We start from the raw sequence: 21,037 nt of genomic DNA, 5'->3' as shown, positions 1-21,037 counted from the left end.
TCAGTACGAGTAAGCGGGTCGACGCTTCAGCGTTCTGTTTCCCGACTACCAACTCCGCTGCCGTCCAGGCGGATGACTTTTCGCGAAAGTCTAACTGCCTCGTTGAAATGTTGCCAGCGTTTATCAATTGCCTTCCCGGAAACGCCGGGTGACGGTTGCCTGGCATGCCATCCGGCAGGAAAATGACAATCTGATGTCAGGATAACGTTGTAAAGACGCAATTGGTGCACAAATCTTCATATCCAGCACCAAAAGACAAATACCGGGCGGTTAAATGACAACAAAGAAAAAGCCCTTCGAGGCGACTCGAAGGGCTTGTTTGCTCGCGCCCGGAGACCGGGCGAAGGGGCTGTCGGACTTAACCGCGGCCTTCCAGGCGGCCATTGACCACGCGCACCTGGTCGCCGACACGCCAGTTTTCGCTGGTTTGCGGGAAGCTGCGGGTCTTGCCATTGTCCATGCGGACGTCGACGACGTAGCTGGTGGTGGAGCGCACGTTCTTTTCCACTTCGTTGCCGGCGTAACCGCCGCCGACGGCACCGGCAATGGTGGCCAGGGTACGGCCGGTACCGCCACCGATCTGGTTGCCCAGCAGGCCGCCGACCACGGCACCGCCAGCAATACCCACACCGCTGGTCGGGACGCTGTGGCGCACGGTCCGCACGCCGATCACTTCACCGCAGCTGCTGCAAACGGCCGCGGCGCGCTGGGCCACGGGGGCTGCTGCCTGGGCCGGGTAGGCGCCCTGTTGCGGCTGGTAAGAGGTGGATTGCGGAGCTTGTTGCTGCACCAGCGGTTGCTGGCCCTGGGCGGCTTGGCCCGGCTGGCCGGCTTGCTCCATGGCCGCGACCTGCTGCGGCGAATTGGCGCTCTTGGAGCTGGGCAACAGACCCGTCATCGCGGCCACGCCGATCAGGCTGACCAGAATCACGGCCACCGAGGCACCGGCGACCAGCGGATGAATCCGTCCCGACGAAGCAGGTGCGGAAGGCTGGCTCACGGCGTTGTTGCTTGCGTTCAGGTTTTGCGGGGTATTGGTATTGGCATTGGTTTCCATGATGACCTCTCTAGTTGTTCTGTTGTCGTTGATGAGTGGATGACTGGATTATGGAGTGGTCATGGGCCAAAAAAAATCCCGATTCTGTGTCAGTTGTAAGGACTTGTAATCCTGCAACAGTCGGTCTGGACACGGGTTTGCGGCAAGACAACACTGCTCTGGAGCAATCGAAGGGCGTTTCAGGCGGGAAGGGAGGGGCGTGCAGGGGGGATGGGGTTCCGCATCCCGGGCGGGATGCGGAGGCAGCAAGGCGGGATGCGCCAACGCGGGAGCGGCGCAGCGCCGTCCCGCGTGACGATCAGTCTTCGCGGCGCAGGTGCGGGAACAGGATCACGTCGCGGATGTTGGGCGAGTCGGTGATCAGCATCATCAGGCGGTCGATGCCGATGCCGCAGCCACCGGCCGGCGGCATGCCGTATTCCAGGGCACGGATGTAGTCGGCGTCGTAGTACATGGCTTCTTCATCGCCAGCGTCCTTGGCGGCCACTTGCGCCTGGAAGCGGGCGGCCTGGTCTTCAGCGTCATTCAACTCGGAGAAGCCGTTGGCGATCTCGCGGCCGGTGATGAACAGTTCGAAGCGCTCGGTGATGCCGGCGACCGTGTCGGAAGCGCGCGCCAGCGGCGAGACCTCGACCGGGTAATCGATGATGTAGGTCGGGTTCCACAGCTGCGATTCGGCCGTTTCTTCGAACAGCGCCAGTTGCAGCGCGCCGATGCCGGCACCGGCCAGCGGGGCCTGGTCGGTCTTGACGCCGAACTTCTTGAGTTCAGTGCGCAGGAAGTCGATGTCGGCCAGTTGCGCTTCGGTGTAGTTCGGAGCGTACTTCAGGATCGCGCCGGTGATGGTCAGGCGGTCGAAGGGCTTGGACAGGTCCAGCTCGCGGCCCTGGTAGGTCAGCACGGCGGTGCCGTGGGCGTCGATGGCGGCCTGGCGGATCACCTGTTCGGTGAAGCCCATCAGCCACTGGTAATCCACGTAGGCAGCGTAGAACTCCATCATCGTGAATTCGGGGTTGTGACGCGGCGAGACACCTTCGTTGCGGAAGTTGCGGTTGACCTCGAAGACGCGCTCGAAACCGCCCACCACCAGGCGCTTCAGGTACAGCTCGGGGGCGATGCGCATGAACATCTGCATGTCCAGCGCATTGTGGTGGGTGATGAAGGGCTTGGCCGCCGCGCCGCCCGGGATCGGGTGCAGCATCGGGGTTTCCACTTCCATGAAACCGTTGGTTTCCATGAAGCGGCGGATCGACGACATCGCTGCAGTACGCGCCTTGAAGGTGCGGCGCGTCTCTTCGCTCATGATCAGGTCCACGTAGCGCTGGCGATACTTCATTTCCTGGTCGGCCAGGCCGTGGAACTTGTCCGGCAGCGGGCGCAGCGACTTGGTGATGAGTTTCAACTTGGTGACCTTGATGGACAGCTCGCCGGTCTTGGTCTTGAAGAGGGTGCCTTCAACGCCCAGGATATCGCCCAGGTCATAGTGCTTGAAAGCGGCCATGGCTTCTTCGCCGGTGACGTCGCGGGTCACGTAGAGCTGGATGCGGCCATCGGCGCGCGCGCCCGAGGCGTCCTGCAGGGTGGCGAAGGCCGCCTTGCCCATGACACGCTTCAACATCATGCGGCCCGCCACGGTCACCTGGACCGGTTCGGCTTCCAGCGCTTCATTCTCCAGGCCATCGTACTTGGCGTGCAGGTCGGCGGCATTGTTGGCCGGGCGGAAATCGTTGGGGAAGGCGACGCCCTGCTCGCGGATGGCGGCCAGCTTGGCGCGGCGCTCGGCGATGATGCTGTTCTCGTCGGCTGCCGGCTGGGCGGCGGGGGTGTTTTGCGTGGTCATGGTTGGAATTCTTGATGGTTGAACGGTCAGTCCGGAAAGCCGGGCCGCGCAGCACAGCCGCGCGGCCCGCCTGGATCAGACGCCCTGTTTCAGCGAGGCCGCGATGAAGTCGTCGATGTCGCCATCGAGGACGGCCTTGGTATTGCCGGTTTCGAAGTTGGTACGCAGGTCCTTGATGCGGGACTGGTCCAGCACGTAGGAGCGGATCTGGTGGCCCCAGCCGACGTCGGTCTTGGAGTCTTCCAGCTTCTGCTGCTCGCTCATGCGCTTGCGCAGTTCCAGTTCGAACAGCTTGGCGCGCAGCATGTCCCAGGCCTCGGCCCGGTTGCGGTGCTGGCTGCGGTCGTTCTGGCATTGCACGACGATGCCCGTCGGGGCGTGCGTCAGGCGCACGGCGGAGTCGGTCTTGTTGATGTGCTGGCCACCCGCGCCGGAGGCACGGTAGGTGTCCACCCGCACATCAGCCGGGTTGATCTCGATCTCGAAGGATTCATCCACTTCGGGGTAGACGAACAGGCTCGAGAAGGACGTATGGCGGCCATTGGACGAGTCGAACGGCGACTTGCGCACCAGGCGGTGCACGCCCGTTTCGGTGCGCAGGAAGCCATAGGCGTATTCGCCCTCGACCTTGATGGTGGCGGTCTTGATGCCGGCCACTTCACCGTCGGACTGTTCCAGGATTTCGGCCTTGAAGCCCTTGCGCTCGCAGTAGCGCAGGTATTGGCGCAGCAGCATGGAAGCCCAGTCCTGGGCTTCGGTACCGCCGGCACCGGCCTGGATGTCGATGAAGCAGTTGTTGGCGTCCATGGGGCCGCTGAACATGCGGCGGAATTCCATGTCTTCGACCAGCTTCTTCAGGGTCTCGGCATCGGCTTCGATGGCGACGATGGTGTCCTCGTCCTTTTCCTCGCGGGCCATCTCGAAGAGGTCGCGCGCATCCGCCAACTCGCTGTCGATCTTGATGAGGGTGTGGACGATCGCTTCCAGCGATTTCTTTTCCTTGCCGAGGTCCTGGGCCCGCTTCTGGTCGTTCCAGACGTTGGGATCTTCCAGTTCGGCGTTGACTTGTTCGAGTTTCTCCGACTTCACATCGAAGTCAAAGATACCTCCGAAGCTCGGTGGCACGGGTGGCCAGATCATCGAGCAAGGATTGGAGGGAATTGAGGCGTTCTGCTTCCATGATGGTTTCTTTTGCGATCAAACCTCGAATTATACAAGAGGAGGAGGGCAGTTTCACCCCCGTCACGCGCCTGTCATTTTCCGTCGCTACCATCGGCGCGCTTGTTTGACTGACAAAATACTGACGGGTGCGTCCGCCGCTGCCCGACATCTGCTAGCCACCACCGGAGAATCCTCGATGAGACAGCCTGCCCCCACCGCCACCCCAACCGTCGCCGACCAGCCGCAAGCCGGCCGCCGCAACCTGCTCAAGGCTCTGGGCGCTGCGCCCCTGCTGCCGCTGGCGGGCGGCCTGTCGGCCTCGGCCCTGCTGGCCGCCTGCGCCACCCCGGGTGCGGGCAAGCCCTTCGCCTCGGCGCGTTTCACCGGCATGCCGGCCCCGACCCTGGACAACCCGGCCGCCATGGCCGCCACCACCGTCGGCTCGGCCCTGGAAGTGACTTTTGCAGATGGCAGCAAGCAGAGCTACAAGCTGGCCTATCAGCCTTTCTTCATGACCGGCGACATGGTCCCGAACGGCAAGGGCGGCAGCATCCTCGCCGGCGGCTACCTGGACATCAACAACCAGCCCATCATCGACCGCTCGGTGCCGGGCAAGGAGCGCCAGTTCTATTCCGACTGCCCGGACGGCTCTTCGCTGCTGACCGTGGCCGGTGCCAAGGTGCCGGGCGTGAAGGGCAATGCGGTATTTGCCGTGGTGCAATTCGAATACACCACGCGCGACCAGAAGCAGGCGGCCATGTACGGCCAGCTGCCGTCGCCCATCGCCGTGCTGACCCTGGACCAGGATCCTTCGTCGGGCAAGCTCTCGCTGGTGCAGTACCACAATGTTGATACCTCCCAGGTCAACGGCCTGTGGATCACTTGCGGTGCCAGCCTGTCGCCTTGGAATACGCACCTGTCGTCGGAAGAATATGAACCGGACGCCTCTGCCATCGCCTCCAATCCGCAATTCAAGGCCTTCAGCAAGAACCTGTATGGCGACGAAAACCGCGCCAATCCCTATCACTACGGCCACCTGCCGGAAGTGACCGTCAACCCGGACGGCACCGGTTCCATCAAGAAGCACTATTGCCTGGGCCGCATCTCGCACGAGCTGGTACAGGTCATGCCGGACCAGCGTACCGTGCTGATGGGCGACGATGCCACCAACGGCGGCCTGTTCATGTTCATCGCCGACCGCGCCGCTGACCTGTCCGCGGGCACGCTCTATGTGGCGCGCTGGGAGCAGGTCTCGGGCGTTGGTCCGGGTGCCGGCAAGCTGTCCTGGGTACGCCTGGGCAGCGCCACCAGTGCCGAAATCAAGGCCATGGCGGACCGCTACAAGTCCTCCGACATCATGGACATCCGCACTACCGATCCGGCTGACGGTTCCTTCTCCAAGATCCCGTTCAATGGCAAGTTCAACTGGGTGCGCGTCAAGCCGGGCATGCAGAAGGCCGCCGCCTTCCTGGAAACCCACCGCTACGCGGCACTGGCCGGTGGCAGCCTGGGCTTCACCAAGATGGAAGGCACCACCGTCAATGCTCGCGACAAGATCGCCTATTCGGCCATGTCCTATGTGCAGACCTCGATGCTCAACGGCTCCGGCCACATCAAGGTCGAAGGCCCCAAGGCTGGCGCCGTGTATGCCCTGAACCTGCGCGGTGGCCAGCGCGATGCCGGTGGCAATGCCATCGACAGCGAATGGGTGGCCATCGACATGGCCCCGCCGGCTGCCCTGGTGGGCGTGGACCTGAAGACCCCGGATGCCTTGGGCAACCTGGCCGACCAAGAACACATCGCCAATCCGGACAACATAAAGTTCTCGGAAAAGCTGCGTACCTTGTTCATCGGTGAAGACAGCGGCATGCACGTCAACAACTTCCTGTGGGCCTACAACGTCGATACCAAGGCGCTCACCCGCGTGCTGTCCTGCCCGGCGGGCGCTGAATCGACCGGCCTGCATGCGGTGGATGAGATCAACGGCTGGACCTACGTGATGAGCAACTTCCAGCACGCCGGCGATTGGGAGAAAGGCTTGCACGACAAGGTCAAGGACACCCTCGATCCCCTGGTGCGCGCCAACTTCAAGGACCGCTTCGGTGCCACCGTGGGCTACCTGACCGGTTTGCCGCAGACCGGCAAGGCCTGATGTGAAGCAAAAGGCTTCAGCCTGAAGGGGGCGGACGGAACGCATTCTGCTAGGATCAGTCCTATCAGCTCGTTTCGTCCCGCCCGCCGATGACCAGAAAGCTGTTCTCCCTTCTGCCCCTGTCCTTGCTGTGCGCCACCCTGTTGGGCGGCTGCGCCTCGCCCCCCGCGCCGCATGGCGAAGTCAAGGGGGCCGAGGCCAGTTCACGCGAGATGGGGCAATCCGACAGCAACCGTGTGGCCACCCTGGCCATGCGCGCCAATCTCGATAGCCTGTACCTGCTGATGTCCAAGCTGTATCGGCGCAATCCGGCCGAGTGGAAGAAAACCGCTGGCAGCCGCGACGAGGCCGAGAAGAAGGTGAAACAAGCCATCGAACAGCGCCAGGCCTGGCCCGAATTGCAGGGCAAGCGCGATATCCAGGCCATGACGCTGGCCTTGTCACCGGAGTTCAAGGGGGATCGGGTCGCCGCCTTCATCGATGCGACCGCCGACATGATCATCGTCGCGCATGGCAACAAGATCGAATTCTTTCTGGTCGACGGGCTCGACGCCCAGCATCTCTACAATGCCGCGCGCAATGTGGAAATCGCCGCCTGGATCCTCTCCAGCCGCAAGAATGCCAACGGAGCGCCCCTGCTGCTGTCCGACGAGATCGGCAGCGAGGCACGCAACCTGAGTTTTGAACGGGAATTCGGCAAGATCGTCGGCCGTCTCGACCTGATGGCCGAATTCATGACCGAGCGCTATCGCCGCGCCGGCATCAGCTATGTGCAGAACCTGCTGGGCGGGTCATTCCTGCAGTTCCTCCCGGTGCGCTGAGTTCTCCTGGCACTCCCGGCCAAGCCGGTGCAATCACGTAGCAACCGCGCCCATTGCCCTTGGCGGCATACATGGCCTTGTCAGCGGCCTGCAGCAGGCTGTCGGCGTCACAGCTTCCATCACACACGGCGATGCCTACTGACACGCCCAGCTGGTACTCGCCCTGCGCCAGTTGCAGTGGTTCGGAGACCACCCGGATGCATTTTTCGGCCAGTACCTGCGCGCCGTTTTCATAGGGCTGGCCGAGGTCGGTGATGAGCAGCACGAATTCATCCCCGCCCACACGCGCCAGCGTGTCGCCGTGGCGGGCCACCTGACGCAGCCGCCGCGTGACTTCCTGCAGCACCTGGTCACCGGCCTTGTGGCCGAGGGTATCGTTGATCGGCTTGAATCCATCCAGGTCGAGGAACAGCAGCGCCACCCCATTGCGTTCGCGGCAGGCGTGAGTGAGTGCGGCTTCCATGCGTTCGGCCAGCATCATGCGGTTGGGCAGGCCGGTGAGTACATCGTGATGCGCCTGGTGCTGCAATTCCGCCTGGTGCAGCTTGAGGCGCGACAGCAAGCCGTTGAAGGCCATGGTCAGGTGGCCGACTTCATCGCGCCGTTCCACTGGCAGCGGCGACAAGGGCAATTCACCGCGCGTCATGCGGTCTGCCAGTGCGGCGGCGCGGCGCAGGGGACGGAAGAACCACAAGTAGGCCAGCGTCACCAGCAGGATCACCATCGCTCCCTGGATCAGTCCGCCGCGTCCGATCAGGGCGCGCGTGCGCTCGACCGTCGGCAGGGCGTCGGCCAGCGGCAGCGTCACGGCCACCAGCCAACTGGTACCGGGAATCGACGCGAAGGCCTTGATTTCATTGATGCCATTCGCGGCCAGGCCGACGCCATTGCCGCGGAAACCCTGTTGCAGGGCGCGGTCCATCAGCAGGTCCTTGCCGACCGGGGGCAACTGGCTGTAGACCAGGGCTTCGTCACTGGAGGCGATGATCAAGCGCTGGCTCGGCGAAATCAGCAGGAAGCTGCCGGTCGGCCCCAGCCGGGCCCGTTGCAGATGATCGAGGAAGCCCGGCGCATTGAGTTCGGTACTGCCGCCCAGCACGCCCACCACCTTGCCTTCGGTATTGCGCAGCGGGGTGAGCATGGCGATGATGGGTTTGCCGCTGGCCGGGCTGGTCATGGGGGGACAGATCACCGTCGCCCCTTGCAGCACCCGTTCGAAATCCGTGTACTGGGTCAGTGAGAGCGCGCGGCGGCCATTGAGCGTGGGGTAGTCGACCACGATGAGCCCATTGGCATCGGCCACGAACAGGCCCTGGGCAAACAGCGGCTGCAGCTCCTGGTGGTCCTGCAGCCAGGCGCGGATGGCGGCACGGTCGTCCAGCATCGGCGAGGGCATGTGCCGGGCCAGGCGCTCCAGATAACGTGCACGTTCCTGCACGCGGTAGCCGATGTCTTCGGCCAGATAGCTGGCGATGGTGCTTTGCTGGTCGGCGGCGACCTGGGCCTGCTCCTTTTCGAGAAAGCCGATCAGGATGTGATAGCGCAGGAGCGCGCTGCCCACGATCAGCAGGAGGCCGAAGAGGACGAGACGAGTCACCAGGCTGCAATGGATGCGCTTGAGCTTCATTCAGGGGTTTGCTGTTGTTGTTATTCCTCGGAGCGCCCGTGTTGTCCACTTCCCTCAAATCGATTCGGAAGTCGCTCCAAGCCAACATTGTGCCACTGCAACGTTGCGATTGTTGGCTTTTTTTACGCTTGTTTCCATGCCGCAATCCTTGTCTGGCGCGGGTTCGCGGCCAGACAAGGGTGTGATGATCCGTCAGTTTTCCGGCAGGAAGCGGCTGTGTCCGATCAGGCCGGCTCAGCGTGCTCCACCATCAGCTGCACCGTGGTTTTGCCGTTGTACTCATTGGCATCGAGCCGGAAGGCAACCTGGGCGTGATCGGGCAGGGCATCGGTATGGCCGAACCAGATGGCATCGTACTTGCGGCCCCCCTTTTCCAGCTGCAGCTTGAGGTGCTTTTCCTTCAGGATGCGCTGGCTGAGTACGCGGAAATGGTCGCAGAACACCGGCGGGGCGAAGCCCTGGCCCCAGACCTGCTGGTCCATCAGGGTGATGAATTCGACCGAGTAATAGCTTTCCTCCAGTTCACCATCAGTCTCGATGACACGTTCCAGCTGGTTCTGCGTGAGCCAGTCGCGGCCGACCGCCTCAAAGGCCTGGGAGAAGGCATCGAAGGCGTCGGCATGGATGGTCAATCCGGCCGCCATGGCGTGGCCGCCGAACTTGGTCATCACCGAAGGCGCGTGCTTGGATACCAGGTCCAGCGCGTCGCGCAGGTGGAAGCCGGCAATCGAGCGGCCCGAGCCCTTGATGAAACCTTCATCGCCGGGCGCGAAGGTGATCGTGGGGCGGTAGAACTTGTCTTTCAGGCGCGAGGCCACGATGCCGATCACGCCCTGGTGCCAGGAGGGATCAAAGATGGCGATGGTACGGCGGTCGGCCGGATTGAAATCGTCCAGCAGCAGCAGGGCGGTGTCCTGCATGCCGGCCTCGATGTCGCGCCGTTCGCGGTTGATGGCATCGAGTTGCTGGGCGATGGCCCAGGCCCGGCCTTCGTCATCGGTAGTGAGGCATTCGATGCCCAGCGACATGTCGGCCAGGCGGCCGGCTGCGTTCAGGCGCGGGCCCACGGCAAAGCCGAGGTCGAACGGGGTGGCGCGGCGGGCTTCACGGCCGGCGGCGCGGAACAGGGCGGCGATGCCGGGATGCATCTTGCCGCTGCGCATGCGCTTCAAGCCTTGGGCCACCAGGATGCGGTTGTTGGCATCGAGCTTGACCACGTCGGCCACCGTGCCCAGGGCCACCAGGTCCAGCAGGCTGTCCAGGCGCGGCTGGGTCTGGGCATCGAACAGGCCGCGCTTGCGCATCTCGGCGCGCAAGGCCAGCAGCACGTAGAACATCACCCCCACGCCCGCCAGGTTCTTGCTGGGGAAGCCGCACTGCGGCTGGTTGGGGTTGACGATCACGCGTGCGTCCGGCAGGGCGTCGCCCGGCAGGTGGTGGTCGGTCACGACGACGTCGATGCCGCGCCGCTTGGCTTCGGCCACGCCGTCAATGCTGGCGATGCCGTTGTCGACGGTGACGATGATGTCGGGATTCTTCTCGCGCACGGTCAGTTCGACGATCTCGGGCGTGAGGCCATAACCGTATTCGAAGCGGTTGGGCACGATGTAGTCCACCTGCGCGCCCAGCAGGCGCAGGCCGCGCAGGCCGACGGCACAGGCGGTAGCACCGTCGCAGTCGTAGTCGGCGACGATGACCAGCTTCTTGCGCTCGGCGATGGCGTCGGCCAGGTAAATGGCGGCCGCCTCGATATGCAGCAAGCCGGAAGGCGCAATCAGGGCATTGAGCTCGCTGGCCAGTTCGCGCGCAGTGGACAGCCCGCGCGCCGCGTAGACCCGCGCCAGCACCGGATGCACGCCTTCGGCGATCAGATGCTCGGCTTGGGAAATGTCATAGGAACGGGTGGTGACGCGAATCATGCCGACAGCCCCGCCAGTGAAGCTTTACGCCAGAACCGGCGCAGTGCGCCGCGCGTGACCGCCACTTCCTGGCTGCGGTCAGCGCCGGTCAGGATCAGGTTCAGCGATTCCAGGCTGCCGGCCTTGAGCGACACCAGCAAGGGCGCCAGCCAGTCGCGGTCCAGGTGTTCCAGATGCTGCAGCCACAGGCCCCATTCCTCGGCCAGTGCCGCTTCGGCCAGCGCATCCAGTACCAGCAGGCGATGGCCACTGCCTTGGGCCACTTGGGCCGCACCACCGTCGGCGCGCTCTTCGCCGAAGGCGCGCAGCCAGCCGCGCAGGCCGAAGCGGGCGGCGTAAGTGGCGTCGGCGCGTACGCCAGCATCGGCTCCACCCCAGATCCAGATCGAATTGATGGCCTTCTGGCCGCGCATTTCGCGCTGTTCATTGAGCGACTCGGCAAACCACTGCATCTGCACTTCGTTCTGCAGCTTGCGCCAGGCCAGTTCGCCCGGTCCTTCCGGCATCCAGATGTCGACGTTGCGCCCGCTCGCGGCCGAGGGCGTGGAGGTGCGCAGCCCGGCCCAGGCGTCGGCCCGGATGAACCAGGTGCGGGCATCGCCATAGACCAGCTCATGGCCGATCTCGGTGAACAGGGGCAGGGCGGCGGCAAACAGGCGGCGCGATTCATCCTCTTCCAACTGCAGCTGGCCGATGTCGGTCAGCACCAGGTGGTCACGCGCCACGTGGATGTGGGCCGGATGCAGCACGAACCAGTGACCGGCCGCAGGCGTGTGACCCAGGCGCTGCATCAGCGCGCTGGCGGCGGCGGGGCTGGAATCCTGGGGCGCGGGCGGCAGGCCGAAGCGCCGGGCCAGCCAGTGCTCATGCGGCAGGGCGCGCGAAAACGGGTCATGCGCCAGGCGTGGCGCAGCCTTGCCACGGCCCAGCAGCATGGCCAGGGCCGGTGCCTGGCTCTGCCGCAACAGGTCGCGCGCCAGTTCAGCCGGGGGCAGGGCAAAGGGAATGAGGATGTCGAGTTGATTCATGGGGCGCTATTTTAGCGGCTGGCGCGCCGCTTGGCCCCGGTTGCCTGAACAAGGCTTCACTTCAAAGCGGGGTCAGCCATTGTTCCAGGCCTTTTTTGCACGCTGGCGCACCAGCATGCGCACGCTGTCGGGCATGGGCGTGCGCGCGCCATTGGTCTCGGCCGAGAGCCACAGGCTGTCTTCGAAGAAGGGCAGCATGCGCGGCGTGATGAAGCGGCTGCGGATGCCGTTGACGTGGCGGTCGCCCTGCGCGGTCTGCTGGGTGATGTAGAAACGCTGCGGCACCACCAGGTGCAGATACTCCTTCGCACGCGTCATGGCCACGTACAGCAGGCGCCGCTCCTCGGCGATCTCGGCCTCGCTGCCGGTGGCCAGGTCCGACGGGATGCAGCCATCGACCACATTGAGCACGTGGACCGAGCGCCATTCCTGGCCCTTGGCGGAGTGGATGGTGGAGAGCGTCAGGTAATCCTCGTCGCGGTAGGGCGGAGCGGAGAAGTCGCTGCTGGCTTCGGGCGGATCCAGCGTCAGTTCGGTCAGGAATTTCTCGCGCGAGGCATAGCCATTGGCCAGCGCGGTCAGTTGCTCGATGTCGGCAGCGCGGGCGTCGGCGTCTTCATAGCGCTGCTCCAGGTGCGGCAGATACCAGTCGCGCGCGGCCTGGATGTCGGTCGGCCAGCTGGCACTGGCGCGGCGCATCAGGTCGTAGGTGTCGGCAAAGGCCTGCCATTGCAGGGCGATACTCGCGGGTGCGCCGAAGTTCAGCAGCGCATCGGCCGGGTCGCTGGCGGCGGCCATGAGGTCCAGTACCTTCCTGGCCGTAGCGGGACCGACCCCGGGAATCAGTTGCAGCGCCCGGAAGCCCGCCATGCGCCCGCTGGGATTGTGCGCCAGGCGCAGCAGCGAGAGCAGGTCCTTGATGTGGGTGCTTTCCAGGAATTTGAGTCCGCCGAACTTCACGAAGGGGATGTTGCGCCGGACCAGCTCCAGTTCCAACGCCGCGCTGTGGGTGGCGGTACGAAACAGCACCGCCTGGGATTTCAGGGTGAGCCCTTCTTCACGATGCGCCAGGATGCGGTTGGCGACCCAGCGCGCCTGTTCGGCCTCATCCGGGATGACCACCAGTTGCGGCTTCTGTGAGGACGGCTTGTCGCTCCAGAGCTGCTTGACGTGCCGTTCCGGCGCATCGGCGATGACGGCGTTGGAGGCCTGCAGGATGGGCTGGGTGGAGCGGTAATTCTGTTCCAGCGTCAACAGCCGCGCCGGCTGGGTGAACAGCTCGGGAAAATCGAGGATGTTGCGCACCGTCGCGCCCCGGAAGGAATAGATGGACTGGGCATCGTCACCCACGGCGGTCACGCCGGCGCCATCGGGCTTCATCCGTTGCAGGATCTCGGCTTGCAGGCGGTTGGTGTCCTGGTACTCATCCACCAGCACATGATCGAAGCGTGCACCGACCGATTGCGCAATCTCGCGGTCGGAGAGCATGTCGGCCCAGAACAGCAGCAGGTCGTCGTAATCGAGCACGTGCTGTGCTTCCTTGGCCTCGACATAGCGGGTAAAAAGTTCGCCCAGCAGCCTCTCCCATTCACGGCACCAGGGGAATTGTGTCTGCAGCACGGTGCCCAGATCTTGCCGGGTATTGACCGCACGTGAATAAATCGACAGGCAAGTGCCCTTCAGCGGAAAACGCTTGTCGGTAGAGGACAGCCCCATCTCGTGGCGCAGCAGTCCGATCAGGTCTTCGGAATCGCCGCGATCCTGGATGGTGAAGTCTTCTTCCAGGCCGATGACGGCCGCGTACTCGCGCAACAGCCGCGCGCCGATGGCATGGAAGGTGCCTGACCAGGGTAGTTGCGGCGGGCTGTCGGTGGCCGCCAGCCCCAGCACCTGGCGGATCACCTGGCCCACGCGCCGGCCCATGTCGGCCGCCGCCCGGCGCGAGAAGGTCAGCAGCAGGATGCGTTGCGGGTCGGCCCCGTCTAGGATCAGCCTGGCCACCCGGTGCGCCAGGGTATTGGTCTTGCCCGAACCGGCACCGGCCACGATGAGCAGCGGCGGCTGCTGTGCTGCTGGCAAGGCGCTGCCATGCTCGACCGCCTCGCGCTGCTGTGCGTTCAGGCGCGCAAACGGGCCGCGCTCGCCGGTGGGCGGGCTGCTGGTGTCGGGGACGTCCTGGGCGAGTTCGGGTGGCATGGTGCGGGGAAATTCATATCGGCGATGGCTGGGCAAGGAGGTACTGTATATATAACCAGTCCCCGATGCAACATCAGGCACATCCACTATATGAAACATCTTGGCGCGAACCTCTGCCGTAGAAGTGAATCTACAGGCTTCACGGCAGACGACCGACGGGTCCGGCGCGAGTATGGAGCAGATGGCCAGGGATGGGCCATGACTGCAAACTGTGGCAAACTTCGCGCTTTGTCTTCGCCCGTGTTGGCGTGCGGCCAGAGGATTGCGTCCCGGAACCGGGAGGCGAGGCCACTGGCAGCACATTGTGCAGGCCCTCTCCCGGAGCAATTTTGAGTCTGATTAAAAACCTGCCGTTCGAATGGCTGGTCGGCATCCGCTACACGCGGGCCGGCAAGCGCAGCGGCCGCAACAGTTTCATTTCCTTCATTTCCCTCATTTCCATGGCCGGCATCGCGCTGGGCGTGGCTGCCCTGATCGTGGTGCTGTCGGTCATGAATGGTTTCCAGAAGGAAGTGCGTGACCGCATGCTTTCCGTGCTGGCCCACATCGAAGTCTTCGATGCCTCCGGCTCCATGAAGGACTGGCAGGCGGTGGCCAAGCAGACCTTCCAGAACCCCGAGGTACTGGGCGCTGCGCCCTATGTATCGGGCCAGGCCATGATGACGCGTGACGACAACCTGCGTGGCGTGCTGGTGCGCGGCGTGCTGCCCGAGGAAGAGCCCAAGGTCTCGGACGTGGCCAAGCAGGTCAAGCAGGGCAGTTTCGATTCCCTGAAACCCGGCGAATTCAACATCGTCATCGGCGGCGAGCTGGCGCGCGGCATGCGCGTGGGCCTGGGCGACAAGGTCACGTTGATCGTGCCGCAAGGGCAGGTGACCCCGGCCGGCGTCTTGCCGCGCCTGAAGCAATTCACGGTGACCGGGATCTTCGAAGCCGGCCATTATGAATTCGATTCGTCGCTGGCCTTCATCCAGCTGCAGGATGCCGAAACCCTGTTCCGTATGGATGCCCCCACCGGCGTGCGCCTGCGCATCCGCGACATGCTGCAGGCCCCGGAAGTGACCCAGCAGCTGGCGCGCACCCTGAGCGGCGACCTGTACCTGCGCGACTGGTCGCAGCAGAACAGCAACTGGTTCGCGGCCGTCAAGACCGAAAAGCGGATGATGTTCATCATCCTCGCGTTGATCATCGCGGTGGCGGCCTTCAATCTGGTGTCCACGCTGGTGATGACGGTCACCGACAAGCAGGCGGACATCGCCATCCTGCGCACGCTGGGGGCTTCTCCCGCCTCCATCATGAAGATTTTTGTCATCCAGGGGGCCCTGGTGGGCCTGGTTGGTACTGCCATCGGCGTCGGCCTGGGAGTGGTGGTGGCACTCAATATCGACGTGCTGGTACCGGCCATAGAGCGGGCTTTCCACGTACAGTTCCTGCCCAAGAGCATTTACGTGATTTCTGAATTGCCATCCGAACTGATCTGGTCGGACGTCTATACCATCGGCGGTCTGGCCGTGGTGCTGGCCTTCCTGGCTACCTTGTATCCGAGCTGGGCAGCGGCCCGTGTCAAACCGGCGGAGGCGCTGCGCTATGAATAACAACGATCCGATCAAGAATCGCCAGGCCGTGCTGTCGTCGCGCGGCCTGGGCAAGACCTTCACTCAGGGCAAGTATTCGGTGAAGGTATTGGGTAATGTCGATATCGACGTCTACCATGGTGAGCAAGTCGCCATCGTCGGTGCCTCGGGCTCCGGCAAGTCGACTTTGCTGCACCTGCTGGGCGGGCTCGATACGCCCAGCACCGGTACCGTCAGCCTGTTGGGCAAGGATTTCGCCAGCCTGGGCGAGAGCGAGCGCGGCACGCTGCGCAACCAGTCGCTGGGCTTTGTCTATCAGTTCCACCATCTGCTGCCGGAATTCTCGGCGCTGGACAACGTGGCCATGCCGCTGATGATTCGCCGCGTCAAGCGGGCCGAAGCGCAGGAGCAGGCGCGCGAGATGCTGGACAAGGTCGGCCTGGCGCAGCGCGTGACGCACGTGCCGGGTGAGCTTTCCGGTGGCGAGCGCCAGCGCGTGGCCCTGGCGCGCGCGCTGGTGACGCGTCCGGCCTGCGTGCTGGCCGATGAACCGACCGGCAACCTGGACCGCAGCACGGCCGACCGCACCTTCGAGCTGATGATCGAACTCTCGCGCACGCTGGGCACGGCCTTCGTGATCGTGACCCACGACATCGAACTGGCAGGCCGCTGCGCGCGCGTATTGCGCTTGTCCGACCAAGGCCTGAAAGTGGCCGGTCAGCAGCCTTGATGCATTCCGGGTAAGCTATCGCCTTTGACGCCGCCGTCTTGATACAAGACGGCGGTCTGCTTTTGAAGACACGAATACCTGTACAGACGGAAACTGGAGCAAGACAATGAACACCCGCCAATGGCTAGAGACCCTGGTCGCCTTCGATACCACCAGCCGCAATTCCAACCTGGAACTCATCACCACCGTGCGTGACAGCTTGGAAAAGCAGGGCATCTCCTCCTGGCTGGCGCACAACAAGGAGCAGACCAAGGCCAACCTGTTCGCCACCTTGCCCGCGACCGCCGGCCCCCATGCCGGCAGCACCGAAGGCGGCATCGTGCTCTCCGGCCATACCGACGTGGTGCCGGTGGATGGCCAGAAATGGGATACCGACCCCTTCAAGCTGACCGAGAAGGATGGCAGCCTGTTCGGTCGCGGTACCTGCGACATGAAGGGTTTCATCGCCACTTCGCTGGCCTTGGTGCCTGAATTCCTGGCCATGCCGCGTGTAAAGCCGATTCACCTGGCGTTTTCCTATGATGAAGAAATCGGCTGCATCGGCGCGCCCGTGATGCTGGAAGAAATCGTCAAGCGCGGCATCAAGGTCGATGGCTGCGTGGTGGGTGAACCCACCAGCATGAACGTGGTGGTGGCGCACAAGGGCATCAACGTGTTTGCCTGCAAGGTGCACGGCAAGTCCGCGCACTCTTCGCTGACCCCGCAGGGCTGCAACGCCATCGAGCACGCCGCACGCCTGATCTGCGCCATCCGCGATTTCGCCGATGGCTACAAGGCCAATGGCCCGTATGACCAATTCTTCGATGTGCCCTTCAGCACCATGACCACCAATCAGATCCGTGGCGGCATCGCGGTCAACACCATTCCCGAGCTATGTGAATTTACTTACGAATTCCGCAACCTGCCCGGCATGAGCGTGGCCGACATCCAGGCGCAGATCGACAAGTACATCGCCGAGGTGCTGCTGCCCAAGATGCGCAGCGAATTCCCGGACGCCCGCGTGGAGATCGACAACTTCGCCGGCAGCCCGGCGCTGGAAGCGGTCGAGCAGCCGGCCATCACCGAGCTGGTGCGCGCACTGACGGGGGATCGTGAAACCCGCAAGGTGGCGTATGGCACCGAGGCCGGCCTGTTCCAGCAGATCGGCATCCCGACCATCGTCTGCGGTCCTGGCGACATCGGCAATGCCCACAAGCCCAACGAGTTCGTGACACTGTCGCAGATGGAGCGCTGCGAGCAGTTCCTGCGCAAGCTGGGCAAGTCGCTGCAGCCGGCCTGATCACGCCTGATCGGTGCACCCCGGTGGCGTGCGAGATGAAGGACGCGAGCGATCGCGTCCTTTTTTTCATGTCCGCGCGTGAAGGATTCGGGATTTCTTTACCATTGTTAATTACTGCAAGAGGGCGTTAGACGGTAAACTGCGCGGGTTGAAGCCGGTTCAAACCGGCTATGCTGTTCAAACAACAAGACGCTTCGGGGGAAGCGAGCCGCATCAGCAGCCTGGCTGAATCATGCGATCGCGGCCCCTGCGGCGGGTGTCGTTATCCGGAACCGCTGCCCTGAGGCCGGTCTTCCGATTTTCGCCAAGCCAGCACATGTGGGTCGATACGCACTGCCATCTCGACGCCGGGGAATTCGGCGAACGTTCCGCTGCCGTGGCCGCCGAGGCTGCGCAGGCCGGCGTGCGCGCCATCGTCATTCCCGCCATCGCCAAAGTGAACTTCAAGGAAGTCGGACGGCTTGCGCGCGAAGTCGGCAATGCCGTCTATGCGCTGGGCATTCATCCGCTTTACGTCCCCACTGCCAAGGAATCCGATCTGGAGATCTTGCGTACGGCCATCGGCGAGGCGCTGGGCGATCCGCTGTTCGTGGGGATCGGTGAGATCGGGCTGGATTTCTTCGTGCCGGCCCTGAAAGAAGCGCCGCTGCGCGAGAAGCAGGAATTCTTCTTTGCCGAGCAGCTCAAGCTGGCACGCGACTTCGACCTGCCGGTGCTGCTGCATGTGCGGCGTTCGCAGGACATCATCCTCAAATACCTGCGCCGCATCCGCGTGCCGGGTGGCATCGCGCATGCCTTCAATGGCAGCGACCAGCAGGCCCGGACCTTCGTGGAGCTGGGGCTGCACCTGGGATTTGGCGGCGCCATGACTTTCCCGCGTTCGCTGCAGATCCGCCGGCTGGCGACCGAATTGCCCTTGTCCTCGATCGTGCTGGAAACCGACGCGCCGGATATTTCACCGGCCTGGCGGCATCCCGGCATCAACACCCCGGACCAGATCCCGCGCATCGGTGCAGTCCTGGCCGAGCTGCGCCAGCTGCCGCTGCAGGAGATCGCCGCCGCCACCACCGCCAATGCCCGGGCCGCGTTGCCGCGCCTGGCGCATGCAGGATTGCCACTCTGATGCGCGCGCTGATCATCGGGTTTGCCATCGGCGTGGGATTGCTGCAGGTGCAGGGCCAGTTGCCGGGCACCGAATGGTATGCGGTCGGGCTGGTGCTGGCGCTCTTGCTGGGTTTGACGGCCTGGAAGTTCTGGCAGCCCTGGCTGCGGGTGCCCCTGTTGCTGACCTGTGGTGCCTGGCTGGGCTTCTTGTGGGCGGCTTCCTTTGCCCTGTATTACCTCGATCAGGAGCTCCCCAAAGCCTGGGAAGGACGTGATATCACCGTCATCGGTACCGTCGCGGATTTGCCTGCGCATACCGAGCAGGGCGTGCGCTTCCGTTTCGATGTGGAGCAGGTGGTGGTACAGGGGGGCGTGAAGCCGCCGGTGCCGCCCCGGCTGGCGCTGTCCTGGTACGGCAACCAGCGCTACCAGCAGCCCTCCGAGGATGGCGAGCAGGCCGCGCCGCCCAGGATGGCCGTGCCCGACCTGCGGCCGGGTGAGCGCTGGCGCTTGCAGGTGCGGCTCAAGCGTCCCCATGGCAATGCCAATCCGGATGGCTTCGACTACGAGCTGTGGCTGCTGCAGGACGATGTGCGAGCCACCGGCTACGTGGTGGGCCGTCCGGCGGCCTCGGGTGCTGCGCTGACGGCGCTCAATCGCCGTGTCGACGACTTCGTTTGGACGCCTTCCCATATGATCGACAGCGCCCGCGGCTGGCTGCGCGACCGCATCTACTCGGCGCTGCCCGGCGCCCCCTATGCCGGCGTGATCGCAGCCCTGGTCATGGGCGACCAGCGCGGCATCAACCAGGCGGACTGGACCGTGTTCAATCGCACCGGCATCGGCCATCTGATGGCCATCTCCGGCCTGCACATCACCATGCTGGCTGCCTTGTGCGGCGGTCTGGCAAGCTGGCTGTGGCGGCGCTCTTTCTTCACGGGCGCGCAATTGCCGCTGCGGCTGCCGGCCCAGAAGGTGGCGGTGATCGTCGGGATGGGAGCGGCATTCATCTACGTGTTGTTGGCCGGGTTCGGGGTGCCGGCGCAACGTACCCTCTACATGCTCATCGTGGTCGGGATCGCTTTCTGGCGCGGCCGCATCGTGCGCGTCTCGGTGGTGCAGTGCCTGGCCTTGGCACTGGTCTTGCTGCTGGATCCCTGGGCGGTGCTGTGGCCGGGCTTCTGGCTTTCCTTCGGTGCGGTGGCCTTGTTGCTGTATGGCTCGGTCGGGCGCATGCAGCCGCCGCAGGCCATGGCCGCTGCCGCTTCGCACAAGCACTGGTGGTCGGCGCTGCTGCAGCGGATCAAGCAAGCCGGTTATGCCCAATACGTCGTCACGCTGGGACTGGTGCCGCTGACGGTGCTCTTGTTCGGACAATATTCGCTGGTCAGCCCGATTGCCAATGCGGTGGCCATTCCGCTGGTCTCGCTGGTGATCACGCCGCTGGCGCTGCTGGGCAGCATCCTGCCGGCCGTGCTCGCGCAATTCGTGCTGCAGGTGCCGCATCAACTGCTGGTCTGGCTGGCCGAATTCCTGCAGGGGCTCAATGCCATGCCCTGGGCCGTGTGGCAAACGCCGCTGCCCAGCACCTGGATGTTTGCCCTGGCCCTGGGCGGAACCCTGCTGGTGCTGGCACCGCGCGGCTGGCCGGTGCGCTGGCTGGGCCTGTTCGGCTGGTTGCCTTTGCTGCTCAATGCCCCGGTAGCGCCGGCGGAAGGAAGCATGCGTGTGACTGCCTTCGACGTCGGGCAGGGGATGGCGGTGCTGGTGGAGACGCCGGGCCATCGCCTGCTCTACGACACAGGCCCGTATTACACGGCCGAGTCGGACGGGGCCACGCGGGTGATCGTGCCCTACCTGCGTGCGCGCGGGATCGACCATCTGGATCGCGTGGTGATTTCACACAATGACAACGATCATTCCGGCGGGGCGGTATCGCTCTTCAGGCATTTGCCGGTTGACAGCGTCTATTCTTCTCTGTCGCCGGACAGCCCGATCCTGCGCGCCGCCCCCGAGCACACGCGCTGCCAGGCCGGACAATCCTGGAACTGGGATGGCATCGGCTTTACCGTGCTGCATCCGGATGCAGCCAGCTATGACAGCGACAAATGGCGGCCGAATGCCCGCAGTTGCGTGCTGAAGGTGCAGATCGGACGGCAATCGGTCCTGCTGGCCGGGGATATCGAGGCGGTGCAGGAAGATGAGCTGGTGAGCGGGCCGCTGGCCGACCGCTTGCCCTCCACGGTGTTGCTGGCTCCGCATCATGGCAGCGGTACTTCGTCCACCGAACCTTTCCTGCGCGCGGTGCGGCCGGAACTGGCGGTGTTCCAGGTCGGCTATCGCAACCGTTTCAATCATCCCAAGCCGGAAGTCTATGAACGTTATGGCCGACTCGGCATTCGCCGCCTGCGCACTGACGAAACCGGCGCGCTGACCATGACCTTGGGCGACCAGTTGCAGGTGGAGCAATACCGCAAGCAGCACGCGCGTTACTGGTACGAGCAGTGATGTCCTTGGGCGGGGTCGGTCCTGCCTGATCCTTCATTTCG

General features: G+C 64.1%; 14 protein-coding genes. 7 read left to right on the top strand and 7 right to left on the bottom strand.

Annotated elements, in window-relative coordinates:
- Positions 1-358: 358 nt before the first annotated feature.
- From J2X56_RS05465 to prfB, 3 genes are all read right to left on the bottom strand, one after another.
- A complete protein-coding gene (locus tag J2X56_RS05465; protein WP_209566797.1) occupies positions 359-1,057 on the bottom strand; it encodes a glycine zipper 2TM domain-containing protein in 699 nt (232 codons plus the stop codon).
- A gap of 298 nt (positions 1,058-1,355) precedes the next feature.
- The gene (gene lysS, locus J2X56_RS05460) at positions 1,356-2,897 is read right to left on the bottom strand and encodes a lysine--tRNA ligase (RefSeq protein WP_310158673.1); all 1,542 of its coding nucleotides are present in this window, start codon (positions 2,895-2,897) and stop codon (positions 1,356-1,358) included.
- 75 nt (positions 2,898-2,972) lie between these two features.
- A protein-coding gene (gene prfB / locus J2X56_RS05455) for a peptide chain release factor 2 (RefSeq protein ID WP_121041699.1) occupies positions 2,973-4,077 on the bottom strand; the annotation gives its coding sequence in 2 pieces (ribosomal slippage) (positions 2,973-3,995 and positions 3,997-4,077; 1,104 coding nt in all).
- A gap of 177 nt (positions 4,078-4,254) precedes the next feature.
- Between prfB and J2X56_RS05450 the strand changes: the two genes are divergently transcribed.
- The gene (locus tag J2X56_RS05450; protein ID WP_134135891.1) at positions 4,255-6,210 is read left to right on the top strand and encodes a PhoX family phosphatase; all 1,956 of its coding nucleotides are present in this window, start codon (positions 4,255-4,257) and stop codon (positions 6,208-6,210) included.
- Positions 6,211-6,299: 89 nt separating this feature from the next.
- The gene (locus J2X56_RS05445; RefSeq protein ID WP_310158670.1) at positions 6,300-7,031 is read left to right on the top strand and encodes a hypothetical protein; all 732 of its coding nucleotides are present in this window, start codon (positions 6,300-6,302) and stop codon (positions 7,029-7,031) included.
- Here the strand turns inward: J2X56_RS05445 and J2X56_RS05440 are convergent.
- The 4 genes from J2X56_RS05440 to J2X56_RS05425 form a co-directional block, all read right to left on the bottom strand.
- The gene (locus J2X56_RS05440) at positions 6,973-8,658 is read right to left on the bottom strand and encodes a diguanylate cyclase domain-containing protein (RefSeq protein WP_310158669.1); all 1,686 of its coding nucleotides are present in this window, start codon (positions 8,656-8,658) and stop codon (positions 6,973-6,975) included. The genes J2X56_RS05445 and J2X56_RS05440 overlap by 59 nt on opposite strands.
- Before the next feature lie 224 nt (positions 8,659-8,882).
- Complete coding sequence (gene recJ, locus J2X56_RS05435) at positions 8,883-10,577, bottom strand: single-stranded-DNA-specific exonuclease RecJ (protein ID WP_310158667.1); 1,695 nt, start codon at positions 10,575-10,577, stop codon at positions 8,883-8,885.
- Positions 10,574-11,605: a hypothetical protein gene (locus J2X56_RS05430; protein WP_204726570.1), complete on the bottom strand. Its 1,032-nt coding sequence runs from the start codon at positions 11,603-11,605 to the stop codon at positions 10,574-10,576. The genes recJ and J2X56_RS05430 overlap by 4 nt, the downstream gene beginning before the upstream one ends.
- Positions 11,606-11,677: 72 nt before the next feature.
- Positions 11,678-13,801: an ATP-dependent helicase gene (locus tag J2X56_RS05425; protein ID WP_310158665.1), complete on the bottom strand. Its 2,124-nt coding sequence runs from the start codon at positions 13,799-13,801 to the stop codon at positions 11,678-11,680.
- 329 nt (positions 13,802-14,130) lie between these two features.
- On the opposite strand from J2X56_RS05425, the gene J2X56_RS05420 reads away from it, so the two are divergent.
- The 5 genes from J2X56_RS05420 to J2X56_RS05400 all read left to right on the top strand — a co-directional run bounded on the left by J2X56_RS05420 (position 14,131) and on the right by J2X56_RS05400 (position 20,996).
- Positions 14,131-15,396, top strand: a complete 1,266-nt coding sequence (locus J2X56_RS05420) for a lipoprotein-releasing ABC transporter permease subunit (protein WP_121041685.1) — start codon at positions 14,131-14,133, stop codon at positions 15,394-15,396.
- Complete coding sequence (gene lolD, locus J2X56_RS05415; protein WP_134135883.1) at positions 15,389-16,105, top strand: lipoprotein-releasing ABC transporter ATP-binding protein LolD; 717 nt, start codon at positions 15,389-15,391, stop codon at positions 16,103-16,105. The genes J2X56_RS05420 and lolD overlap by 8 nt, the downstream gene beginning before the upstream one ends.
- A 106-nt stretch (positions 16,106-16,211) precedes the next feature.
- Positions 16,212-17,384: an acetylornithine deacetylase gene (gene argE / locus J2X56_RS05410; protein ID WP_310158662.1), complete on the top strand. Its 1,173-nt coding sequence runs from the start codon at positions 16,212-16,214 to the stop codon at positions 17,382-17,384.
- A gap of 316 nt (positions 17,385-17,700) precedes the next feature.
- On the top strand, positions 17,701-18,507 hold the full coding sequence (locus J2X56_RS05405; protein ID WP_134135881.1) for a TatD family hydrolase: 807 nt from the start codon (positions 17,701-17,703) through the stop codon (positions 18,505-18,507).
- Positions 18,507-20,996, top strand: coding sequence for a DNA internalization-related competence protein ComEC/Rec2 (locus tag J2X56_RS05400; protein ID WP_310158659.1), 2,490 nt, complete (start codon positions 18,507-18,509; stop codon positions 20,994-20,996). Before J2X56_RS05405 ends, J2X56_RS05400 begins: the two co-directional genes overlap by 1 nt.
- The last annotated feature ends 41 nt before the right edge of the window (positions 20,997-21,037 follow it).

The sequence above is a fragment of the Herbaspirillum sp. 1173 genome, assembly GCF_031455335.1.
Lineage (GTDB): Bacteria > Pseudomonadota > Gammaproteobacteria > Burkholderiales > Burkholderiaceae_D > Herbaspirillum > Herbaspirillum huttiense.
Note: the sequence above shows the minus strand (reverse complement) of the source record. Positions and strands in the feature narration are given on the sequence as shown.